Annotated in this window: 17 protein-coding genes and 1 pseudogene; 7 read left to right on the top strand and 11 right to left on the bottom strand. The window is 70.0% G+C overall.

What is annotated here, in order from left to right; genetic code table 11:
- Positions 1 to 255 precede the first annotated feature (255 nt).
- Complete coding sequence (locus WME75_RS33590; protein ID WP_437479396.1) at positions 256 to 2,961, bottom strand: hypothetical protein; 2,706 nt, start codon at positions 2,959 to 2,961, stop codon at positions 256 to 258.
- A gap of 242 nt (positions 2,962 to 3,203) precedes the next feature.
- Here WME75_RS33590 and WME75_RS33595 point away from each other — a divergent pair, with 242 nt between their 5' ends.
- Positions 3,204 to 4,142 carry a PEGA domain-containing protein gene (locus tag WME75_RS33595; protein WP_437479397.1) on the top strand — a complete coding sequence of 313 codons (939 nt, stop codon included), beginning with the start codon at positions 3,204 to 3,206 and terminating at the stop codon, positions 4,140 to 4,142.
- Positions 4,143 to 4,152: 10 nt separating this feature from the next.
- Here the strand turns inward: WME75_RS33595 and WME75_RS33600 are convergent, their stop codons facing one another.
- The gene (locus WME75_RS33600; protein WP_437479399.1) at positions 4,153 to 5,682 is read right to left on the bottom strand and encodes a serine/threonine-protein kinase; all 1,530 of its coding nucleotides are present in this window, start codon (positions 5,680 to 5,682) and stop codon (positions 4,153 to 4,155) included.
- A 479-nt stretch (positions 5,683 to 6,161) separates the two neighbouring features.
- On the opposite strand from WME75_RS33600, the gene WME75_RS33605 reads away from it, so the two are divergent.
- The gene (locus WME75_RS33605; RefSeq protein ID WP_437479401.1) at positions 6,162 to 6,308 is read left to right on the top strand and encodes a hypothetical protein; all 147 of its coding nucleotides are present in this window, start codon (positions 6,162 to 6,164) and stop codon (positions 6,306 to 6,308) included.
- A 223-nt stretch (positions 6,309 to 6,531) separates the two neighbouring features.
- Here WME75_RS33605 and WME75_RS33610 read toward each other — a convergent pair whose 3' ends face one another.
- The 3 genes from WME75_RS33610 to WME75_RS33620 form a co-directional block, all read right to left on the bottom strand.
- The gene (locus WME75_RS33610) at positions 6,532 to 10,437 is read right to left on the bottom strand and encodes a protein kinase domain-containing protein (RefSeq protein ID WP_437479403.1); all 3,906 of its coding nucleotides are present in this window, start codon (positions 10,435 to 10,437) and stop codon (positions 6,532 to 6,534) included.
- Positions 10,438 to 10,965: 528 nt separating this feature from the next.
- Complete coding sequence (locus tag WME75_RS33615) at positions 10,966 to 12,231, bottom strand: trypsin-like serine protease (protein WP_437479405.1); 1,266 nt, start codon at positions 12,229 to 12,231, stop codon at positions 10,966 to 10,968.
- Positions 12,232 to 12,309: 78 nt separating this feature from the next.
- Positions 12,310 to 13,959, bottom strand: coding sequence for a ricin-type beta-trefoil lectin domain protein (locus WME75_RS33620; protein WP_437479407.1), 1,650 nt, complete (start codon positions 13,957 to 13,959; stop codon positions 12,310 to 12,312).
- A gap of 336 nt (positions 13,960 to 14,295) precedes the next feature.
- Here WME75_RS33620 and WME75_RS33625 point away from each other — a divergent pair.
- Positions 14,296 to 14,490 (top strand): annotated as a pseudogene (locus tag WME75_RS33625) (hypothetical protein); the annotation flags it as partial.
- Between the two features lie 28 nt (positions 14,491 to 14,518).
- Here the strand turns inward: WME75_RS33625 and WME75_RS33630 are convergent.
- Positions 14,519 to 14,683 (bottom strand): hypothetical protein, encoded by a 165-nt coding sequence (locus tag WME75_RS33630; protein WP_437495096.1) that lies wholly within the window; start codon positions 14,681 to 14,683, stop codon positions 14,519 to 14,521.
- A 26-nt stretch (positions 14,684 to 14,709) separates the two neighbouring features.
- On the opposite strand from WME75_RS33630, the gene WME75_RS33635 reads away from it, so the two are divergent.
- The 4 genes from WME75_RS33635 to WME75_RS33650 all read left to right on the top strand — a co-directional run bounded on the left by WME75_RS33635 (position 14,710) and on the right by WME75_RS33650 (position 16,924).
- On the top strand, positions 14,710 to 15,189 hold the full coding sequence (locus tag WME75_RS33635) for a hypothetical protein (protein ID WP_437479409.1): 480 nt from the start codon (positions 14,710 to 14,712) through the stop codon (positions 15,187 to 15,189).
- On the top strand, positions 15,180 to 15,614 hold the full coding sequence (locus WME75_RS33640) for an ADP-ribosylglycohydrolase family protein (RefSeq protein WP_437479411.1): 435 nt from the start codon (positions 15,180 to 15,182) through the stop codon (positions 15,612 to 15,614). The genes WME75_RS33635 and WME75_RS33640 overlap by 10 nt, the downstream gene beginning before the upstream one ends.
- A 98-nt stretch (positions 15,615 to 15,712) precedes the next feature.
- Entirely contained in the window at positions 15,713 to 16,108 is a 396-nt protein-coding gene (locus WME75_RS33645; protein ID WP_437479413.1) for a GFA family protein, read from the top strand.
- Positions 16,109 to 16,195: 87 nt separating this feature from the next.
- Positions 16,196 to 16,924 (top strand): DUF4336 domain-containing protein, encoded by a 729-nt coding sequence (locus tag WME75_RS33650; protein ID WP_437479415.1) that lies wholly within the window; start codon positions 16,196 to 16,198, stop codon positions 16,922 to 16,924.
- Here WME75_RS33650 and WME75_RS33655 read toward each other — a convergent pair.
- The 5 genes from WME75_RS33655 to WME75_RS33675 all read right to left on the bottom strand — a co-directional run bounded on the left by WME75_RS33655 (position 16,839) and on the right by WME75_RS33675 (position 20,606).
- Positions 16,839 to 17,309: an ATP-binding protein gene (locus WME75_RS33655; RefSeq protein ID WP_437494975.1), complete on the bottom strand. Its 471-nt coding sequence runs from the start codon at positions 17,307 to 17,309 to the stop codon at positions 16,839 to 16,841. The two genes, WME75_RS33650 and WME75_RS33655, sit on opposite strands and share 86 nt — an antisense overlap.
- A gap of 173 nt (positions 17,310 to 17,482) precedes the next feature.
- A complete protein-coding gene (locus WME75_RS33660) occupies positions 17,483 to 18,163 on the bottom strand; it encodes a hypothetical protein (protein WP_437479417.1) in 681 nt (226 codons plus the stop codon).
- Between the two features lie 14 nt (positions 18,164 to 18,177).
- Entirely contained in the window at positions 18,178 to 18,576 is a 399-nt protein-coding gene (locus WME75_RS33665; protein ID WP_437479419.1) for a hypothetical protein, read from the bottom strand.
- A gap of 490 nt (positions 18,577 to 19,066) precedes the next feature.
- Positions 19,067 to 19,804, bottom strand: a complete 738-nt coding sequence (locus WME75_RS33670) for an enoyl-CoA hydratase/isomerase family protein (RefSeq protein WP_437479421.1) — start codon at positions 19,802 to 19,804, stop codon at positions 19,067 to 19,069.
- Between the two features lie 190 nt (positions 19,805 to 19,994).
- Positions 19,995 to 20,606 carry a Dps family protein gene (locus WME75_RS33675; protein WP_437479423.1) on the bottom strand — a complete coding sequence of 204 codons (612 nt, stop codon included), beginning with the start codon at positions 20,604 to 20,606 and terminating at the stop codon, positions 19,995 to 19,997.
- Between the last annotated feature and the right edge of the window lie 172 nt (positions 20,607 to 20,778).

Consider the following 20,778-nt stretch of genomic DNA (forward strand, 5'->3'; position numbering starts at 1 on the left):
TCGCGGAACATGCCTATCGAACTGGCTGAGAAAGCCCCGCAGGATGTGGCATCTGGACGTTCGCGAGCGCTGAGATTGGACGTCGCAGCTCGCTGGGCGAGCTCCAATCCAGCGATTCAGGAAATCGAAGCGTCTCGACGGTTGACAACAACTCGGTGATTCCACAGGCGCCCGCCGCGCCGTCGCTCGACGCGCCGCGCTCGCCGCCGGCCGCTCCGCGCGAGCCGCCGCGCGGAGCGCAGCGCCCCGAGGCGCTCAGCCGCTGTTGGCGCGCCGCACGGCGACGCCGACGCCGGCGGTGCTCCAGCAGGCGCCCATCGTCCACGAGAGGGTTGTGTTGGAGTTGGCCACGAGGTAGCCGGCCAGCGCGACCATGGTCGCCGGCTCGGTCAGGCGCAGGTTCATGGTGGCGGTCGCCGCGGTGGGGCCGATGGTGGGGCTGGCATTGGCGGCGCGCGCCGCCATCACCGTGTACACGAACGAGCCGGTCGCGCTGAAGTTGGTGCTGACCGCTCGGGACGCCGTGCCGCCGCAGTCCGTCGCGCTGACGTGGGTGCCTGTCGAGGTGGCGCTCGCGAACGGGTTCGACTGGTGCACGCCCTTCAGCTCCACCACGTTGGCGAAGTACACGCCCCAGGTGTTCGAGTTCGCCAGCTGCACCACCACGGGCTTGTTGCCGGTGGCGGCCGGAAGCTGGCTGTCCAGGAGGTAGTAGATGTGCGCCGCGGCGTTGTTCTCGCCCGACACCCGCTGCGTGTTGAAGAGCGTCATCGGCGTGCCGTCGTAGGTGACGCTCACCGGCACGAGCGAGTTCTCGGAGGCGACGACCCCGACAAGGATCATGCGATCGTGGTCCCGCGGCGTCTGCAGGGCGTGGTTCACGTTGATGAGGGGCGCCGAGTTCCCGATGGTGCTCAAGGTGCCGGTCGTGCTCGAGTTGACGACGACGATGTCCGGCGAGACGACGCAGTTGCCGTTCGAGCAGATGGTCCTCGTCCCCGAGCACACGTGGCCGCAGTCGCCGCAGTTGCTGGCGGTGCCGAGCTGGGTCGTGCAGCCGGCGCGGGCGTCGCCGCAAGCCTTCCAGCCCGGGTTGCAGGTGGGCACGCAGGTGCCGGCCGTGCAGGCGGTGGCGCTCGCGTTCGCCTGGAGGCACCGGGTGTTGCAAGCGCCGCAGGCGTTGATGTCGCCGGAGGTGTCCTTCTCGCAGCCGTTCATTCCGTTGCCGTCGCAGTTGCGCCACAGACCGCTGCACACCGGGCTGCAGCCCGACGAGCCGCATTGATTGCTGGCGACGTGGGCGCTGGCCCCGCTCTGGCACACGAGGTTGCAGCCGAGGCAGTTGCTCTCGTCGCTCCAGAGGTCGATATTGCAGCCGTTCTTCGGTACCCCGCACTCGTCGTACTGCGCGCTCGTGCACACCGGGTTGCAGGTGCCGTCGAGGCACTGATTGCTGGTGGTGTGGATTGTGTTGCACTGGGTGCCGCAGTTGCCGCAGTTCCCCTCGTCGGTCTTGACGTTGGCCTCGCAGCCGTCGGTCACCGAGCTGTTGCAGTTGCCGTAGTCCGCCTTGCAGCCGACGAAGGTGCAGCTGCCGCTCTGGCAGGTCGCGGTGGCGTTCGCGTAGATGTTGCTGCAGTTGACGCCGCCGGCGGCCGCGCAGGCGCCGCAGTGGGTCTGGTTCGAGTTGACGTTCGTCTCGCAGCCGTTGTCCGGATTGCCGTCGCAGTCGCCCATCCCGCTGTCGCAGGTCCTCACCTCGCAGGCGCCGCCCTCGCACTTGGGGGTGCCGCCGGCGATGGTGCACGTCTCGCCGCAGCCGCCGCAGTGGCCGAGGCTCGTCTCCGTGCTGGTCTCGCAGCCGTTGTCGTAGCCGCCGCCGCAGTCGGCGAAGCCCTGCTCGCAGCTGTCGATGGCGCAGCCGGTGGCCGTGCATTTGCCGGTGCCGTTGGCGACCGTGCACAGGCCGCCGCACGTGACGCAGTTCTCCGGATCGGCGGCCAGATCCACCTCGCAGCCGTCTTCGGGGTCGCCGTTGCAGTCGCCCCTGCCGGCCGGGCAAATCGTCTCGCCGCACACGCCGTCGCGGCACCAGGGACTGCCGCCCGCCGTGGGCACGCACTCGACGCCGCACCCGCCGCAGTTCAACACGTCGCGGGTGGTCGCCCTCTCGCAGCCGTCGCCGACCAGGCCGTTGCAGTCGGTGAAGCCCTTGTCGCACTCGACGTTGCACTCCGACGCCTCGCAATAGGCGTCTCCGTTCGCGGCCGGGCACAGCTCGTCGCACCCGCCGCAGTGGCTCGAGCTCGTCGATGTGTCCACCTCGCAGCCGTTCTCGGGATCGCCGTCGCAGTCGGCGTAGGGCGCTTCGCACTCCTTGACCTTGCAGGCGCCGCCCTGGCACTCGGCCGTCGCGCGCGGCAGCGCGCACTCCTGACCGCAGCCGCCGCAGTTGTCCGCGTCGACGCGCACGTTCACCTCGCACTCCCCCTCGGCCAGGCGATCGCAGTTGGCGTAGCCATCCGAGCAGGTGGGGCCGCACGCCCCGCCGATGCAATCGTCGCTGAGGCAGTCCCTGCTCGAGCGGCAAATCTCGCCGTCCTCGCAGCCCTCGCAGTCGGCGCCGCAGTCCACGTCGCTCTCGGTGCCGTTGAGCACGCCGTCGGAGCAGGTCGCCCCGACGCACAGGCCCTCCTGGCACACGCCGCTCTCGCAGTCGCTGGCCCGGTCGCAGCCCTGGTCGGTCACGCACTTCTTTTCGCAGCTCCCGCCGCAATCGACGTCCGACTCCGAGCCGTCGAGGGCGCCGTCGGTACAGTGCGCCGGCAGGTTGGGGTTGGGCCCCGGCGCGAACTCGAAGTCGGGCACGCTGCACGAAGCGGCGGAGATCCCCGCCGTCAGCGCGGCGGCCGAGAACGCGCGGAGCAGCGCGAAGCAACGCAGAAAGCTCGGGGTCGACATGCAACGACAAAAGTATCATTCGCTGGCGGATTTCGCGGCCACAAATCGAGCCAGCGTCAGCATCCGCGCGCGGAGCTCCGCCGGCACGCTCGCACCTCCGGCCACGACGCGGCGCGGCGTCGCGCCGCCACGTTGACAGGAGCGGAGGCGGCAAGTCACTATGGCAAGCTCACTATGGCAAGCGTCGCATGAGGAATTTTCCACGAATGTTCCGCGTCGCAGCGGTGAGGAATTTTCCACGAATGCTCCGCGTCGCAGCGGTGCTGCTGCTGCTCGAGGCGCCCGCGCTCGCCCAGGACGCCGACGAGCTCAAGCGAGCTCGCGCGCAGTTCCAGCAGGCGACCGAGCTCGAGCAAGCGGGCAACTGGGCCGCGGCCCTGCAGCAGTTCCGCGAAGTCGGTCAGGTGCGGATGACGCCGCAGGTTCGCTTCCACATCGCCGTGTGCGAGGAGAAGCTGGGGCGGCTCGTGGCCGCGCTCGGTGGCTACGAGCTGGCGCTCGCCGAGGCCGACGCCGTGGGGCCCGATTTCCGGGCCGAGGTCGAGCAGTCGATCGACCGGCTGCGTGCCCGGATCCCGAAGCTCGTCATCGTGCGCGGCAAAGGGGCGGCCTCCGCGGCCATGGCGCTCGACGGCATCGCCCTCGGCGGTGCATCCATCGGCGTCGAGGTGCCGCTCGATCCCGGGCCTCACGCGCTCACCGCCAAGGCTCCCAATTACAAGCCGTTTCAGGCGACGGTGGAGCTGAAAGAGGGGGTGACGCGCGTCGAGGTGACGCTCGAGGCGTTGCCGCAAGAGCTGCTGATCCAGGCGGGCGCCTTGCCGGAGAAGCCGCCGTCCAAGGTGGTGCCGTACGTCATCGGGGGCGTCGGCGCCGCGAGCCTGATCGGCTCCGGGGTGCTGTTCGTGCTCCGCCAGGGAGCGCTCCAGGATCTGGAAGACGCCTGCGGCCCGGCCGGCAAGTCGTGCCCGCCCTCGATGGAGTCACGCTACGACGACCTCAAGCTCTATCACTACGGCGCGCAGGTGGCGCTCGGCGTCGGCGTCGCCGCGGTCGGCACGGCGACCGCGATCTTGCTCCTTCAGAAGAAGAAGCCAAAAGAGCCCGAGAAGACCTCGCTCCAGCTCGTGCCCGTGGCGGGCGGATCCGAGCTCGGCGCGCGTCTCTCAGGAACCTTCTGAGGGAGTCGGGTCAGAACCCCGGATCGTGCTTCCACGACTTGGGCGGCGCGGGATCCGGCGTCGGGCTCGGCGCCCGGCTCGGCTCGACGGGCTTGTTCTGACGGCGGGGCGGCACGCTCGCGGGTGACACCGGGAGCGGAGCCGGCGCTGCGCTGGCCGAGACGGAGGCAGAGGGCTCGCCCGGGGGCGCGCCGGGCTCGGTCGCAGGGGGCGCTGCCTCGGGAGGCGCGGGCGCTGGGACGGCGGGCGCGGCGGGCGCGGCGACGGAAGGAAGAGGGGCGGGTGCGTCGGCGCTCCGGAGCAGCAGGACGGCGAGCACGCCGGCGGCGAGGAGACCGAGGATCACGACGGCGCGCAGCCCGCGGTTCCTGGAGCGCGCGAACGGCGGGATCTCGTCGTCGGGCGTGCTCCTTCCGGCCTCGCCCTGGGTCGCGGCGCGGAGGTTGACGGTCCTGAAGGCGCTCACCGCCGAGTGACCCGTGCCGGTCACGTCGGAGATGCCGAGGTTGTTGCTCAGCTGATTGCGGTCGGCGCGCTCCAGCGCTTCGGACAGGGCCACGCGCGTTTGCTCTTGCTGCTCCTCGAACAGCTCGCGGATGAACGTGGCGACGTCCTCGTCGGTGGCTCGCTGGCTGGGCGGCAGCGCCTTGTCGAGCGCGCGCAGCAGCTCGTTGGCCGTGGCGTAGCGCTGGTCGCGCTCTTTTTCGAGCGCGCGCAGCAGCACCGCCTCGAGCGACGCCGGGTAGTCGGGCTCGAACTCGTGCGGCGCCGGCACCGGGTCCGGTGACGAGATGGCGAACAGCGTCGCGCCCTCGGATTCCTTGCGGAACGGGTGTTTGCCGGTGGTGAGCGCGTAGAGCACGATGCCCATCGCGAACACGTCGACGCGCCGGTCGATCACCTCGCCGCGCACCTGCTCCGGCGCCATGTAGCTCACCTTGCCCTTGAGCTGGCCGGCCTGCGTCGTGCTGTCGTTGAGCGCGGTGGCCTTGGCCACGCCGAAGTCCACCACCTTGGACACGCCGGCGTACGTGACGAGGATGTTCTGCGGGGAGATGTCGCGGTGCACAAGGCCGACGAGCGCGCCGCTCTTGTCCTTGAGCTCGTGCGCGGCGTGCAGACCGGCGCAGGCCTGCGCCACGATGCGCACGGCGATGGGGACCGGCATGCCGTTCCGCCGCTTCGCGGTCTTCATCACCTGGTTGAGCGGAACGCCGTCGAGCCACTCCATCGCCAGGAACAGCACGCCGTCCTGCTCGCCGAGATCGAGGATCTCGACGACGTGCGGGTGGCGGATCTGTGACGCGAGCGACGCCTCCGCGAGGAACATGCGCTCGAACTGGTCGTCCTCGGTCAGCGTCGGCAGCATCGTCTTGACGGCGACGATCTTCTGGAAGCCGCGCGTCCCCTTCAGCCGCGCCGCCCACACCATGGCCATGCCGCCTGCTGCGATCGGCAGCAGCAGCTCGTAACGACCCAACACGGAGCCGGGCCCGAGCTCGGCCGGGGAGTTGGGTAGGACGTTCGGCGCAGGATTCACGCTACTCGGAAGGCTTGCTGCGTTCCCTGACTGTACGAGTGTGCGGCCACACCCAGCGAGTGCCTAGCGATAAGAAACACGGCGGAGACAAATTGCGACCATCGCACCAATACCCCCCACTTCCTTACATTTACCGACAGCTGGCGACGGCGCTTCGCGGGCGGGCAGCTGCCGCAAAAACTCCGCTAAGAAGTCCAAACGCTCTCCGAAAGTCAAGCCTCTCTTATCCGCCTACCATCGTACAGCCTCGTTGTACGCACGGGTGGAGGTAACGCCCCTTCTGCGATCCACCTGGTTCCATGAGAGGTGGAACGTCGATGAGCCGCGGCCTTCAGCCTCCGGCACCGGCGTCGCGTACCGTTGATTGTACCTGGCTGAGCTCCTGGATCGCGCGGGCGTGGGCAGGGCGTCGAGGAGATGGGCGTGGACCGTGTTGTTGTGTTGAGACAGGTGCGCCTCAGTCACGGCACCAGCTCTTCGTGCTCACCGCACCTACCTTCCGCCCTTTCCTGACGTCGCCGAGCTCGACGCCGCCGCGCCGGAGGCTCCGTGTCCACAACGCGGCTCTGTCCGACTTCGAGAGCCTCAGGGGCGCGCTCGGCGCGATCGAGGCCGGCTGGATCTGAGCCACCGCCGCCCGCGCTGTCGTCGGGCGGCGACTCCGAGCAGGCAGCCAGGGCACACGCGAGAACCGCGACCAACACGCATCTTCCACGCACGCTCGCGATCCTACGCTGCGTGGCCAGGACTCGACCGATGCCGCCAACGCTCGTAAGGTCACGCGCGACGCCGCGGATGACGACCGCCTGCTCGTCCCTGCAACGACCGCCCTCGCCTCGACAGGCGCGATCACGGCGAGGCGTCGTCCAGCCACGCGCGGGAGAGGGCGAGTGTGCGGGCGTTCGCGGAGACGTTCTCGAGAAAGCTCTTCCTGAGCACGGGGTCGCCGATCCTGGCCGAGCGGGCGAGCAGGTGGGCGCGCGCCTCGCGGAGGACGGCGCGGGCCGCCTCGACGTCGCCGCTCGCGTGGAGCGCCTCGGCGTGGAGCGCGGGGAGCAGCTCCTGGCGAGGCGCGAAGCCCGCGCAGGCGCGCCGGTTCCACGCGAGCGCCTCGCGGGCGAGCGCGACGGCCTCCGCCGCCCGCCCCTGCCTGAGCCGGAGCTCGGAGAGCAACGAGAGGTGCATGGCGTGCACGTTGGGCACCAGCCGGCTCGTGTCCCCGGCCGCGCGGTGCGCCGCCTCCGCCGCCGCGAGGTCGCCCCGGAGGAGATGGCACTCGACGAGGAGATGGCGCGCCATCGCGGCCAGCCTGGGATCGTCGCGCGTCGACGCATACTGGAGCAGCGCGCCGGCCCGCTCGAGCGCCTCTGCTGGCCGCCGCCGCTCCAGGAGCGAGAGGACCCGGAACGTCATCGAGCTCGAGGAGGCGAAGATGGCCGCGCCCTCCGACGCGAGCACGCGCTCGTTGAGCTCGTCGGCGGCGTCGAGCGCGCCGAGCGCCATGTGGACGAAGGGGAGGAACGACGACACCATCAGGGCGAGGAGGTGATCGCCGACCTCCTCGATGCGGCGCACCGCGGCCAGGTACGCGACGAGCGCGCCCCACGGGTCTTGCGCCGCGTGGCGGAGCCACAGGCCCTGGCACACGTGGATGCGGATCGCGAGATACGGGTCGCCCTCGCTGGCGCCGGCGACGTCCTCGTACAGCCGCCGCAAGTAGGGCTCCGCCAGCTCCGGCAGCCCCTCCCAGAGCAGGGCGGCGAGGATCCGGGAGATGACCGCTGCCCCGTGGACGTCGGTGGGGAGCTCCTCGGGCGGAAGGCGCTGGAGCAGCTCCTTGACGACCTGCCGGTCCTCGAAATGCACGACGCAGCTCAGCGCGCCGGCCACGGCATGCCGGTCGTGCCGGCTGCCGGGCGCGGCGATCTCGAGCGCCCGGAACGCGGCCGCGCGGCCCTCGGCGTAGGCGCTGCTCCAGATGAGCGCATCCATCCAGACGAGGTGGAGCGCGGTGAGGCTCTCCCCCGCGGCCCCGCAGGCGAACCCCGCCTGCACCCGCGCGAGCACCGCCGGCAGATCGGCGCCGCGCAGCGCCAGCGCGGCCGCGCGCAGGTAGAGCTCGGCCGCACGCGGCCTGTCGTCGCTCCGCACGAAGTGCTCGGCCAGCACCATCGCGTCCTGCTCGCCGGCCTCGAGCAGCCACTCGCCGGCGATCCGATGGCCGAGCGCCCGGTCGCGCTCGGTGAGCATCGCGTAGGCCGCCTCCCGCAGGAGCGCATGGCGGAAGGCGATCTCCTCCTCGCCGGCGAAGTGCGCGCCCGACCGGCGCTCCAGGATCTCGCGCTCGAAGAGCTCGGCCCAGGCTTCCGCCTGGCTCGCCCCCGGCGGCGCCGCGCCGAGCAGCGCGCGCACGCCCCGCATCCAGGAAACCTCCCCGAAGAGGCTCGCCGCGCGCAGGATCCGCCGCGCCTCGGTCCCGAGCGCCGCGAAGCGCGCCTCCACCATGCCGAGCACCGTCTCCGGCAGCGCGCCGCCGCGTCCCTCGACCACGGCCCGGATGAGCTCTTCCAGGTAGAAGGCGTTGCCCTCGGCCCGCCGGACGAGCGCGGTGACCTCCTCGGGCGCGATCGACGCGCCGACCGCGCTCCGCACGAGCTGCTCGGCGGCCCGGGCGGGCAGCACGCGCAGCCGGAGCTCCGAGAGCCCGCGCTCGGCCCAGAGACGGGGGAAGAGCTCGTGGACCTCGGGCCGGGCAAAGGCGAGCACCGTGTAGGGCCGGTCGCCGAGCTCGCGCAGCGCCCGGTCGAAGATTCTTGCCGAGGGCGCGTCGCCCCAGTGGAGATCCTCGAGCACCACGAGCATGGGGCGCGCGCCGGTCACGGCCCGCGCATAGTCGACGTACGCGCGCTGGATCCCCTCGGCCAGGAGCGCCGGGCTCTGCCGCGCGGCCCGCAGCACCGGCCGGTCCTCGTCCGGGACGGAGACGCCGAGCAGCTCGCCCAGGAACCCGGCCACGCGCAGCCGCTCCTCGCCCGCGAGCAGCGGAGCGAGCGCCCGCGCGAGCTTCCCCCGCCGCGCCTCCAGCGGCTCGCCCGCCGCGATCCCGAGCGCGCTCCGCACCGAACCGGCGAGCAGCGCGAAGGCCGAGCCCGCGCCCATGGAGTCCCCGCGGCCGACGCCGAGGTCCAGGTCGGCGTGGCGCCGGCGCAGCGCCTGGACGACCTCGTGACGCAGGCGGGATTTGCCCATGCCGGCCGCCGCGGTCACCAGCGCCGCCGCGGCGCGGCGCTCGGCGAAGCTCTCCTCGGCGAGCTCGACCAGGCCGCGCAGCTCCCAGTCGCGCCCGACGTAGGGGCTCGGCTTGCCGAGCAGCTGGCGCGCCCCCTCGCCGACGTCCCGCTCCGCCTCCACCCAGAAGAGCCCGTCCTGCTCCGCGAGATCGAAGCGCCCCTGGAGCAGGGCCTCGGTCATCGCGTCGACGCCGACACGCCCGCGCGGGCCGGCGGCGCGGGCGCGCGCGTCGACCACCTCCAGCAGCGTGGCGGCCCGCTCCAGCACCTCGCCGAGCGGCGACCTCCCTGTGTCCTCGCTGCGCCCCGTGACAAGCACGACGCTCGCGCCGGGCAGCGACGCCCGGATCCGCAGCGCGCAGCGCGCCACCAGCGCCGCCTGGTCGATCGCGTTGCCCGCGCCCGCCACCATGGCCACCACCACGCCGCTCGCCAGCACCTCGATCTGGGCGCCGAGCGGCAGGGCTGCGTGGCGGACCGCGCCGAGCGCGCTCGGCGACGGCGCGTCGAGCGACAGGGTCTCGGTCGTACCGAGCAAACAGGCCTGCGCCGGCCGGACCGCCACGACCGAGGTCAGCCGCTTCTCCCCGGTGGTGATGACCTCGACGGCCGTGAGGCCCCGCGAGGCGCCGCTCCGCTCCAGGGCGCCGAGCGCGTCCAGGCAGCGCGCGACCGCCGCGCCGTCGGCGAGGCGCGCCGCGGGATCCTTGGCCAGCATCCGCGCGACGAACTCGTCGAGCGCCGGCGGCACCCCGGGCCGCAGCTCCGCCGCCCGCGGCGGGTCCACGAGGAGCAGCTTCGACAGGAGCGCGACCGGGTGCTGGGCCCGGAACGCCCGCTGCCCGGTCAGGCACTCGAAGAGCACGCAGCCGAGCGAGAAGACATCGGCGCGCGCGTCGATCGTCTCCCGCTCTGCCCTCGCCTGCTCCGGCGCCATGTAGCCCAGCGTGCCCACCACCGCGGCCGTCTGCGTCAACCGCGACGTGGCGTCCGGCAGCTGCGCGATGCCGAAGTCGAGCACCTTGACCTGGTCGACCGCCCCGTCCACCAGGAAGAGGTTGCTGGGCTTGACGTCGCGGTGCACGATCCCGCGCGCGTGCGCCGCGCCGAGCGCGCCGGCCACGGCGCGCGCGAGGGCGACGCTGTCCTCGACGCTCAGCCCCTGCCGCGACAGGCGGGCCGCGAGGCTCTCGCCGGAGAGCCACTCCATGGCGAGGAACGGCTCGCCCGTGGGCGTCATCCCGTGCGCCACGTACCGTACGATGTGGGGGTGCTCGAGCCCGGCGAGCGCGCGGGCCTCCCGGGCGAAGCGCGCGGCCGCGCGCTCGTTCACGTCGCGCATCAGCTTGACCGCGACGACCGCGCCGGTCGCGCGATCCACGGCGCGGTGGACCACGCCCATCCCGCCGGAGCCGGCGAGCTCGCAGATCTCGAAGCGGCCGTCGAGCAGCCTGCCAGGAAGCATGCGCGCCAAGGATCACCCACGCCCGATCGCCGGGCAAGGAGCGGCGCAATCTGTCACCGCGCAGGCGCGAGCGGCGCGACCTCCCCGGGCAGGGCAAGGGCCATGTCGGCGGAAGCAGCGGCGGCCCAGGCACGCTGGACGCGACAGGTCGGCCGTGGGCGGCACCAGGCTGTTCCATCATGGGGCCTGCACAGGATTCGAGTGCTGGGGCTGCTCGACCACGTTCCAGGGGAGGTTTGACGATGTGCCCGGCGGGTGCGCCCCACGCCGTCCATTCTGAGGCTGTCCAGGAGGCACGGTCTATGATGCGCAGAGCGCAGCGGCCGCTTCGGCCAAGGGCCTACGGCTGCAAGTTCAGTCGACCGAGCAGCAGGCGCAAGGCATGAAGGAGGCCGCGATCAAGGCGCGCCGCCGGCAGCGCTCTATCGACAAGGGACTCGGCGCCGCTGCAGCAACGGCTCGGTCGAGGTCGCTCTCGACCTCAAGGACGGCCTCGATGCACTGACTCCTGTGGACGCGACGAGGCGTTCAAGCACAAGCGGAACGACGCCCCGCCTCGCCCACGCCCCGAGCGCCGCCTCGCCCACGCCCCGAGCGCCGCCTCGCCCACGCCCCGAGCGCCGCCACGACGAGCCATCCGCGCCGCCGGCGCGCGGCCTCGCCGTCGCCGCCGGGCGGTCGGAGCGCGCATCCTCCGGGCTGCCCGGGCGCGCCAGATTCAGGCCCGCCCGCCGCGGCCTCGCCGTCCGGCGGGGGCACGCAATCCGCGTCGATGTCCGGGCAACCCGGGTCGCAGGCCCCGTCGGGGCCGCAGCGGTCCGGGCCGGCGCAGTCGGGATCGACGGGATCGACGCACGCGACCGCGCAGATCCCATCCTCGCCGCAATGCGCCTCTGCGCAGTCCGGATCGGTCAGGGTCGGGCCGACGTCGCACGACGCGTCGCAGATCCCGTCGCCGCGGCACGGGTCGCCCGCCTCGATGCGGTCGATCTCGGGCTGGATGAACGCCTCGATCGCCGGGGCGTCCGCGCGGGCGCTCACGCCGTCGATCTCGCAGTGGGCGTCGCCGTAGGAGATCACGCCGGCGACGCGCTCGACGCCCCCCCGCGCGAGCAGCACGGGGCCGCCGGAGTCGCCAAAGCAGGTGTTGGCGCCGGGGCTCCGCGCGTAGAGCTGGGTGGCGTCGATGGGGCCGCTGTCCGTGTCCAGGCCGACGTCGTCCGCGGGCCCGACGGCGGCGATCGGGAACGCGGCGACGCGGCGCGCGAGCGAGGTGCCCGCCTCGTCGATGCCGTGCCCCACGAAGGCGAGGCGCGGGCCCACGTACCGCGGGCCGCCGTCCAGGGTCTCGCGCAGGAGCGGCGCCGGGGCGACCGGCGCCGCGGCGGCGAGCTCGAGGATCGCGAGGTCGCTGGAGAAGGTCGCCTCGTCGAAGCCCGGGTGCCGCACCGCCGCGACCGCGCGGACGACCGCCGGCGGCGGCGCCGCGCCCGGGCGGAGATCCTCGCCGAAGTAGATCCGGGTGATCCCTCCGCCGGGCCCGGCGCCGGGCTCGAGGCAATGCGCGGCGGTGAGCACCACGCGGCGCGCGACGAGGACGCCGGAGCAGAAGGCGCCGCCCTCGTCCCCGACGCCGACCGCGTAATCGCGCGCCGCATCGAGCGCGCCGCCGAGGATCGCGGCCCGACGCTCGCCGACGCGCTCCGCCGCGCCCTCGAGCGCGTCCCGGGGAGCGCAGCCGGAGAGGGCGGCGAGGGCGAGGAGCGACAGGGGCCGAAGGCGCCTTGCCGACATCGTGAACCTCACCGCCTCTCGCCGCCTCGGCACCTCAATGCCTCTCGCCGTCTCGGCACCTCAATGCCTCTCGCCGCCTCAGAAAGTGATGCCTGGCTTCATCCAGCGCTGCGCGCGCGTGCCGTTGCATTCCTCGATCTGGACGTTCGTCCCGAAATCGATCGCGCCGCCGCTCACCTCGAGGCAGCGCTCGTTGTTGACGAAGCTCCGCAGCGCGCCATCCGGCGTCCAGAGCCACCGCTGGGCGTTGCTGCCGTTGCACACGCCGATCTGGACGTTGGTGCCGGGCTGGACGTCGTTGCCCGTGGTGGCGGCGACCTCGAGGCAGCGGTCGTCGGCGACGGCGCTCCGCAGCTCGCTGGTCGGCGAGATGAACCACTGCTGCCCGTTGCCCCTCTCGCAATACAGAATGGCCACGTTGGTCCCCGGGGTCGAGCTGGCGCCGACGACGTCGAGGCAGCGGTTCGAGTGCAGGTCGCTCTGGATCTCGATGGTGTCGGTCCACTTCTGCGCGTTCGAGCCGCTGCAGGTCCCGGTCTGTACGGGCGCGCCCGACGCGGTGCTGCCGCCGGCCACGTCGAGGCAGAGGTCCGCGGCCAGCGCGCTCCGCAGCTCGCCGCTCGCGGTCCGGGTCCACTTCTGGGCGTCCGTGCCGTTGCACCCCCAGGTCTGCACCCCCGCGCCGGGCGTCGGGTCGCCGCCCGACACGTCGAGGCAGCGGTCCGGGGCCACGCTGCTCCGCAGCTCGCCGCTCGGCGTGAGCAGCCACTCCTGGGCGCTCGTGCGGAGGCAGCCCTGGGTCTGCACCGTCGCCCCCTCCTCCGTGCTGCCGCTCGACACGCCGAGGCAGCGGTCCGCGGCGACCCCGGTCCGGAGCCGCACGCGGCGGCCGTACATCGCCTCCAGCGCCCTGATGTCGCCGATCGACAGCGCCGCGCGCTGCGACGTGAAGGTCGACCCGTCCTTCTTCGTGATCGTGGGCTGGCCGTTGGCGGAGAACGCGAAGGCGCTGTAGTGCATGATCGAGCCGAGGTCGTACGGCCCGAGGTCCACGCCGTCGCTGCGATCGAGGTGCGTGAGGAAGTTGTTCTGGTGGCCTGGCTGGATGTTCTCGAAGTGCACCGTGACCTTCTCGTCGCGATCGGCCCTCGCCTGCTCGTGGTACAGGCCGACGGCGTGCCCGATCTCGTGGATGGTGCTGCCGGTCAAACAGTTGTCGCTCAGGCCGATGAACTGCTGGCCGCCGCTCCGCCCCACCACGGACGAGCACCCGGTGCTCGGCCGGAACGTCACGTAAGCGATCTCGGTCGTGCGGGGCGTGAACCGGAGCGGCGTCACGGACTGCACGTGAGCGATGGCGTCGTTCACCCGGGCCTGATTGAGAAGGCTCGGGTCGATCGTGTACGGCACGACCCCGCCCGGCCACCGGGAGGCGCCGTCGAGCCGCGCCGCCGAGCGCTCCTGCCGGCCCCGCTCGTCGAGGAGGATATCGCCCTCGAACACCGCCACGCCGCCGATCCGCTCGTAAACCACCTTCTGCGGCCCCAGGCTGGGGAGATCGACGATGCGCTCCTCGACGCGGCCGCGCACGCCGGGAAACGCGAGCTCCGTGCGCGCGTCGAAGGAGCTCTCGGCGTCCTCCCCGTCCGCGCCGGGCTCTCCGACGCACCCCGGGAGGAGCGCGAGCCCGAGACCAACTATCGCCTGAACACCGAACCTGTTTCGCATGATCATGAGTCCTCCTCGACGGGTGAGCGACGCGCCGAGGTCGAGAGAGCTCCGCCCTCCGCGCAGCCATGTCGTCCCGGCCCTCGGATCCGAGCGGCGCTCCGGCGAGCCCGGAGGCATCCATGGATGCCTGTGGCGCTGGCCGCGGATCATCGGCGGTCGCTCTCGTCGCGACCGCGGAGGTCATCCGGGCTGCAGCGCTGGGTCAGCCGCGGTCCTCGGTCGGACGCGGAGGTCTCCCTGCGGGAGGACCTCGAGAGACACGTCGATGCCCCGCTCGGGCGCGAGCCCGTCCCGGGACCCTCCTCTGCGCGATCGTTCACCTGTGCCCTTTGAATGCGGCCGGGCCCGGCCGGCCTTCATGGATTCGACCACGGCATATCGTTTTTTTCCGGAGCGCGTTCCGGGGAGATCTCGGGGCAAGCCGACCAGGCCCCCGCCTCGTGGGTCATCCCCTTCGCGCAGGTACGGGCGCGCGACCTTCCGCGCGTCGGCGGCAAGGGGGCCAACCTCGGCGCGCTGGCGGCCGCCGGCTTCCCCGTGCCGCCCGGCTTCTGCGTCACGACCGCTCGCCAGCGCCCGGCCTCGACGCCGTGGAGCGGCTGCCGCGGGCCGTGGATCGCGGCGTGGCCTCCGTGCCCGGCGCCGCCTTGAACAGGGTCTCCTCGGGGGTCGTGAGCTCGGCGCCCAGTTCCGCGCGCCAGGGGTCCGGGAGAGATTTCAACCTAAAATCCTAATAGAGTAGAGACGATGACGATGGGTCTGATCGGCGACAGGACCAAACTAGCCGTCGACATTGGCGATTACTGGGAGGGGTCGAAGCAGAACCAGCACATAAAGGTCTGGTTAGGCGGGAAAGACATAACCAGCGTTGACGACGTGGTGTACTTGCCGACTTTTTACCATAATCTAAAAAATGACATCGAGAAACTGAAGAACCATACGCATGTAAGCATTGACAAAAATTCAAGCGACGAATCGCTATTTATCCAATTTGAAATGGCTGACGCAGCTCAGCACAGGATTCTATCGTTGGACTTGACCACCATGTCTGCGCGCTGTTACTACGTCCACTCTCAAAATAGCAGCTACATAATCTTTTCCTACTGGGACGAAAGACATGAACCCAGGAGCGAGGTGGGCAAAGTATTTCACGTCGACATTAAAAAAGAAGAGATTGTTAATACTCTTCAAGAAACATTACATAATATTTCGACAAGATGGTATTAACGTCAACCTTGACCCGGCTTCCTAGCCCCCGACCCAGGCCCGGGCCCCTTCGAGCGGGCGGCGACCGAACGAGCCGCTGCTATCCGAGGGCCGCGCAGCCTCGCTCCCCTCGGCAGCGCGGCCACTCGTTAGCCGAAGGGCGAGCGCCGCGACGGGATCGGGCGTATCGCTTCGGGTGCTCCGGCGATGCGGTCGAGGCCGTGCCGATCGCGTTGTTCGTCGCGGCGACGACCGCGAGGGAGCCCCTCGAGTCGGTGATCGCGACGGCGGTCTCTCTGGGCGGTGACACCGACACGATCGCCGCCATCGCCGCCCAGGTCGCCGCCACCTCGGGACGGCCAGTCCCGGAGGGCCTCATCGCGAGGCTTCCGGAGGCTCCGCAGCTCGCTCCGGTGCTCGACCCCTTCATCTCTCTTCTGCAATGACGAGCGGGGCCGGTCTCTGCTAACATGCCGGTGCCGCCGGCGGGCGCTACGCGCCCGCGGCAGACCGGTAACGCGTCAGGTGCCCGAGGGGAGTTCACATGCCCGACCGTGTCGCCTCCTGCAGTTGTGGTCAGCTCAAGGCTCGAGTTACCGGCGAGCCTGTGCGTGTCTCCATTTGCCACTGCCTGGCCTGTCAGCGCCGAACTGGCAGCGTCTTCGGGCAGCAAGCCAGGTTTCGACGCGAGGACGTCTCGCTCTCTGGCGCCTCGTCTGAGTACGTCCGCGTGGGCGACGAAGGCTCTCATAGCAAATTCCACTTCTGTCCAGGCTGCGGATCGACCGTCTACTACGAGTCGGAGGGAATGGAAGAATACTTGGCGATCCCTGTTGGGGCGTTCGCTGATCCAAGCTTTCCAGCGCCGCTCGTCTCTGTTTACGAGGATCGAATGCACAGCTGGGTCATTCCCCCTCCCGACGCCGAGCACATCCCATGAGCAATCAGGCACCTGACCCCTCCATCGAGCGGACATGCCCCGGCGAGCCGGGTCATGCCGCCCATCAAAGAAGGGCAATCTACCCCAATGGAAGCTCCCAGCGTTCTCGAAGTCGTCGTGCCAGACAATATCTGGGTCATCGAACGTCCGATATGGTTCGGCGGTGTTCGCCTACGAGCGAGGACCACCGTCGTTCGACTCTCGGGTGATGCCCTCTGGGTTCATAGCCCCTGCACACCCACCGACGATGTATGCGCGGCGCTCGATGCGCTCGGCGAGGTGCGTTGGATCGTGGTGCCCAATCGGTTCCATCATCTACAAACTCCAGCTACTTCCGCCCGATACCCAAACGCACTTGTCGTCGGACCGAAGTCTGCCCAGTCGCGCAACCCGCACGTCAGCTTGACCGTGGGCACGGACGATCCCGCGTATACCCGCTCTACCCCTGAGCTGACCTCTATTCAGCTAAGGGGCGTTCCTTTTCTTGACGAGACAGTCTTCTTCCACGCGGCCAGCGGCTCCCTGATTGCTGCAGATCTACTCATATCCGCCTGCGCACACGACCACTGGACTTGGCGAATTGCAGCACGCATCTGGGGACGCTACGGAAAGGTCAGGACGCCCCCGGACGTCAGGATGCGTACTCGTGCGAGCACGGCGGTGGCTGAATCAATTGCGCAGATGCGCGCGCTGCCACTCCAGCGAATCCTCGTGGCCCATGCCGATCCGATCACGGACCGACCCGTTCAACAGCTCGCCGAAGCCTGGGACTTCGCTGTTCCTCCTCACCTGAGGCAATCCAGCGCCACGCTCTAGCATCGTGATACTCTGGCCTCGCGCCTCGCTCGACATTCGCCACCGTCCCGTTCAAAACGCTCGCGCTCCTGGCGCGCTCGATGCACCGCGACGACTTTGTTCGCCTCATCCCCACGGCGTTGGGGACCAAGCGATCACAGATCGCGTCGGCGACGGTGGGGTTTGCAAGCATCTCGTGCCAAGTTTTCGTCGGCACCTGGCTGGTCACCACGGTCGATTGCTGGTCATACCGGTCTTCCAACACTTCGAGCAGATCGCGCCGCTCGGTGTCTTTGAGCGGCGCGATGAGCAGGTCATCGAGCACCAGCACGTCGAGCTTGGCCAGGCGGCTCAGCGTGGCCCCGTAGGAGCCGTCGGCACGGGCGATGGCGAGCTCGGCGAGCAGCCGCGGGACCCTTCGCTCCGGGCGCGGCTCGCGGTGTCGCTACGACGGCGTCTCAGGATGTGACAACAGCTGCCGCGAAGCGGCTTCGTCCAACGCGACCACGACTCGGCTCTGGCGCGGCTGCGACGTCGAGGATCGTCGTTGCTGGCGCGATCGAGTCTGGACTTGCGCATCTACTGCGTTGCCGGTCTCGGCTTTCCGGGAAATATGCGCTGCAAGGCAGGTGCACCGGGCTTCCCGTTCACTGTGAGCGTCCCGTCTGGCTCGCGCACGATGACTGGTGGAGCTATCTTTGGAAGATCGAGCTGCCGGAACGCGGCAGGGTCCGAACGCGGCCCGGCATCGGGCCCGGCATACCATCCGATGTTCCCGCTCGGCAGCTTTCGTGCGACAATTACTCCATCACCATCGATCGGCCATTCATCTGGCTTATAGACGCCGGTCGTCCCGTCCGGGTGCTGGACAATGACAGCCTCGGAATAGCTGTCCAAAAGCTCGCGATTCCGCCGGATCTCTGCGGCGCTTGGCGTATGTTGCGGGTCGGCGGATTCGAGCTCTGGGGCATCTGGCTCAGATCGCGCTTGAACGTCGGACGGTTCGGTCTTTGGACCCCGCTCGACAAACGCCATACAGATAGCCAGTTGCGCCTTGGTCGAGGCGAGCTCGGTGCGTTCAGTCTTGCAGCTACCTCCGGTAGGCGCCGCAACCGAAGGCGAGGATGCTGTAGACGACGGCACCGGTGATGCGCTCTCGAGCGCCTGGGCGATGGATGCATCGCGCGGCACGGCGCGTCCGATGAAGACGCCGACGATGCCGGTAGCGAGGGCGAGCGCAATGAATCTATGATTTGTCATGCAAGATTTCGCTGCTACAGCGGGCAGCCTGGGGGTACAGACTGGCAAAACTCATGATCTTGATTCGGCCACTCCTGCGGAACGATGTCGATGTGACACGGTGTCAAGAAAAACGACAGATCGGCTTCAGGGCATAATTGGTTCCCCTGAGCATATTCCTCAGACACGCGATTCATCACGGTGAGCTCAAATAAGAGCTCTCTGTCACCGGCCGAGACATGGCTGCATGCAGGCGTGAATTCGACCGTATCCTTGGCTTTACAATACGCGGCGCAACCGACCGGTGGGTCCATATAACAGAATGGATTGTTTGGAGATTGACTGGGCTGCCCGCTGCTAGGAGCACATTTCTTGGCACCGATCGAGCAAAGAGCAAACACAAGCACCACAGCATGCGAAACGGATCGTTTCATCGAGTCTCCTGTGGGGTCAAGCTCAGCTAGCGCCCCGCACGCTTCGCGACGAGCGGCAACGCTTAGCCATGAGCGGGTCGCTGTCGTCCCAGGGAGCGGCGCTGTGTCTGGGCCCGACGCGCGACTCCAGAAAGATGTAATTTAGATCGCAAATGAGAGCCGGCCGCCCTATGCATTCGGAGGCGGTAACGGTTTTCTCACCGCATCGCGGCGTCAACAGGTAATTTGGATCACAAATTATGTCCGCGCGAGACAGCCGGACGAGCTGAGGCAAGGACCCGGCGAACCGGCCGTCCGGTCCCCTGAGGGTTGGCGCTGCCCCGGTCAGCGGTGGCAGGCACCAGGTCACCGCGGCGGGCGCCATGCTGGCTCGACGAAGGCCGGGCGCGCGAACGAGCCGCGCGCGGGGTGCGGGAGAAGGAGTAGCAGCGCGGGAGTCAGGAGGAACGGTCGCTGATCACCCCGCGCGGCGTGGTGATCTCCCGCTAGCTCACCCGAAGAGCGGCGCGGTCAACGCCTGTCTGGCGGAGACGAGCGCGTCGATCAGGGCCTCTCGCTCGGCAGCCGGCGTCGCGGCGATCCGCGCCCACGCCTCGTTGCGGTGGCTCGCCTTGACGAAGCGAAACGCCGCGGCGGGGCGGCCGCACGCCTTGGTTAGCCAGCGGCGCGCGTCCTCGAGCGGATCGGCGGAGAGCGCGTCGCCGACGCCCATCTCGAAGATCTCCGCGGGGGAATGGAGGTCCGCCCCGAAGACGAGCCTCCGGAACGCGCGGGTGGGACAGGCGGCGCGGACGATCTCGAAGGCGACGCGCGGAAAGGGGATACCCACGACGAGCTCGGGGAGCCCGATCTTGTAGTCGCCGGCGCCGAGCGCGATGAAGTCAGCGCACATCGCGAGCACGGCGCCGCCCGCGATCGCGTGGCCGTGCACGGCGGCGGCGAAGGGCTTCGGGAAGCGGAACGCCGCGCCGAAGGCGGCGTCGAAATCGTCGAGGAAGCCCGCGAGCGCCTCTCGCTCGAGCGACGCGACCTCGCGCAGGTCGAGCCCCGCCGACAGGCATTTGCCAGCGCCGCGGACGAGGACGCCGCTCACGGCGTCGTCCTCCGCGAGCCGCCGGAAGACGTCGGTCATCTCGCGGAGCACCGCGTGGTTCATTGCGTTGACCTTGGGTCGGTTCAACACGACCTCGGCGATACCGCCGCTGGTGAGCACCTCGATGAATTGCATGGCGCGAGCATCGCGCACGGCCGATCTCGGCGCAAGAACGCGCGTCCGGCGGCGATCCACCGACCCGCCGACCCCTTCGCGCGGCGCTCGCCCTCGCGAGCCGAGGACGAGCGTGCCCCCGCTCACGGCGTACACCGTTTCTTCGCGGGACGCGGCGCACGGCGAGGAGCGGCGGTATCGCCCCCGCCGCCTACCGCGCCCGGACGAGCGGCGTGTCCACGAGGTGCTCGGACAGGAACCACACCTGCATCTCGTTGACGCGGACAATCTGGCTCACGAGCAGGTCGTTCGTCCCGTCGTCGCCGCCCTCGGCCGCCTTGCCCGCCGCCTCGCGCGCCTCGATCAAGATCTGCTCGTGCGCCTCGAGCAGCCGCGAGATCTGCACCGGCACCTCCTCGCGCCCCCGCGGCGGCCGCTCGATCTTCGTCATCTCCACGACGTCGTGCGGCATCGCGATCGCGATCCCGCCGAGCGTCTGCGCCCGCTCGGCCAGGTCGTCGACGAGCTTGGCCTGCTCTTCATAGTGCTTGTCGAGCAGCAGATGCAGCGAATAGAAGGTCGCCCCCGACACCTGCCAGTGGTGCTTCTTGTACATGTCGCGCAGCACCATCGTGTCGCTCAGGATCTGATTGAGCGCCTTGACGCTCGCCGCGCGCACGTCGTCGCTCAGGCCGAGCGGATAGCGCGCCAGCGCCCCGTACGGCTGAATCTCCTCCCCGCGCTGGCGCAGGATGGGTTGCGCCTCGGGCCCCGGCCTGCCGTCCCCGGTCGTCTGCTCACGCACCTGAGTCATGATCGCCATGATCGCTCCTCTCACCACCATGCCTTCTTCGCGTCCGAACCGCCGGGTGGCAACCCTCCACGAGCGCCGTGAGGCCGCCTGTGCACGCCTGCCGCGCTCACCCCGCCGGCCGCCCTCACCCGGAATGAGCACTGGACGCAGAGCTCGCCTCGCTGGCAGGCTGGCCGCCGGT

It is taken from the genome of Sorangium sp. So ce1014 (assembly GCF_051521505.1).
GTDB lineage: Bacteria > Myxococcota_A > Polyangia > Polyangiales > Polyangiaceae > Sorangium.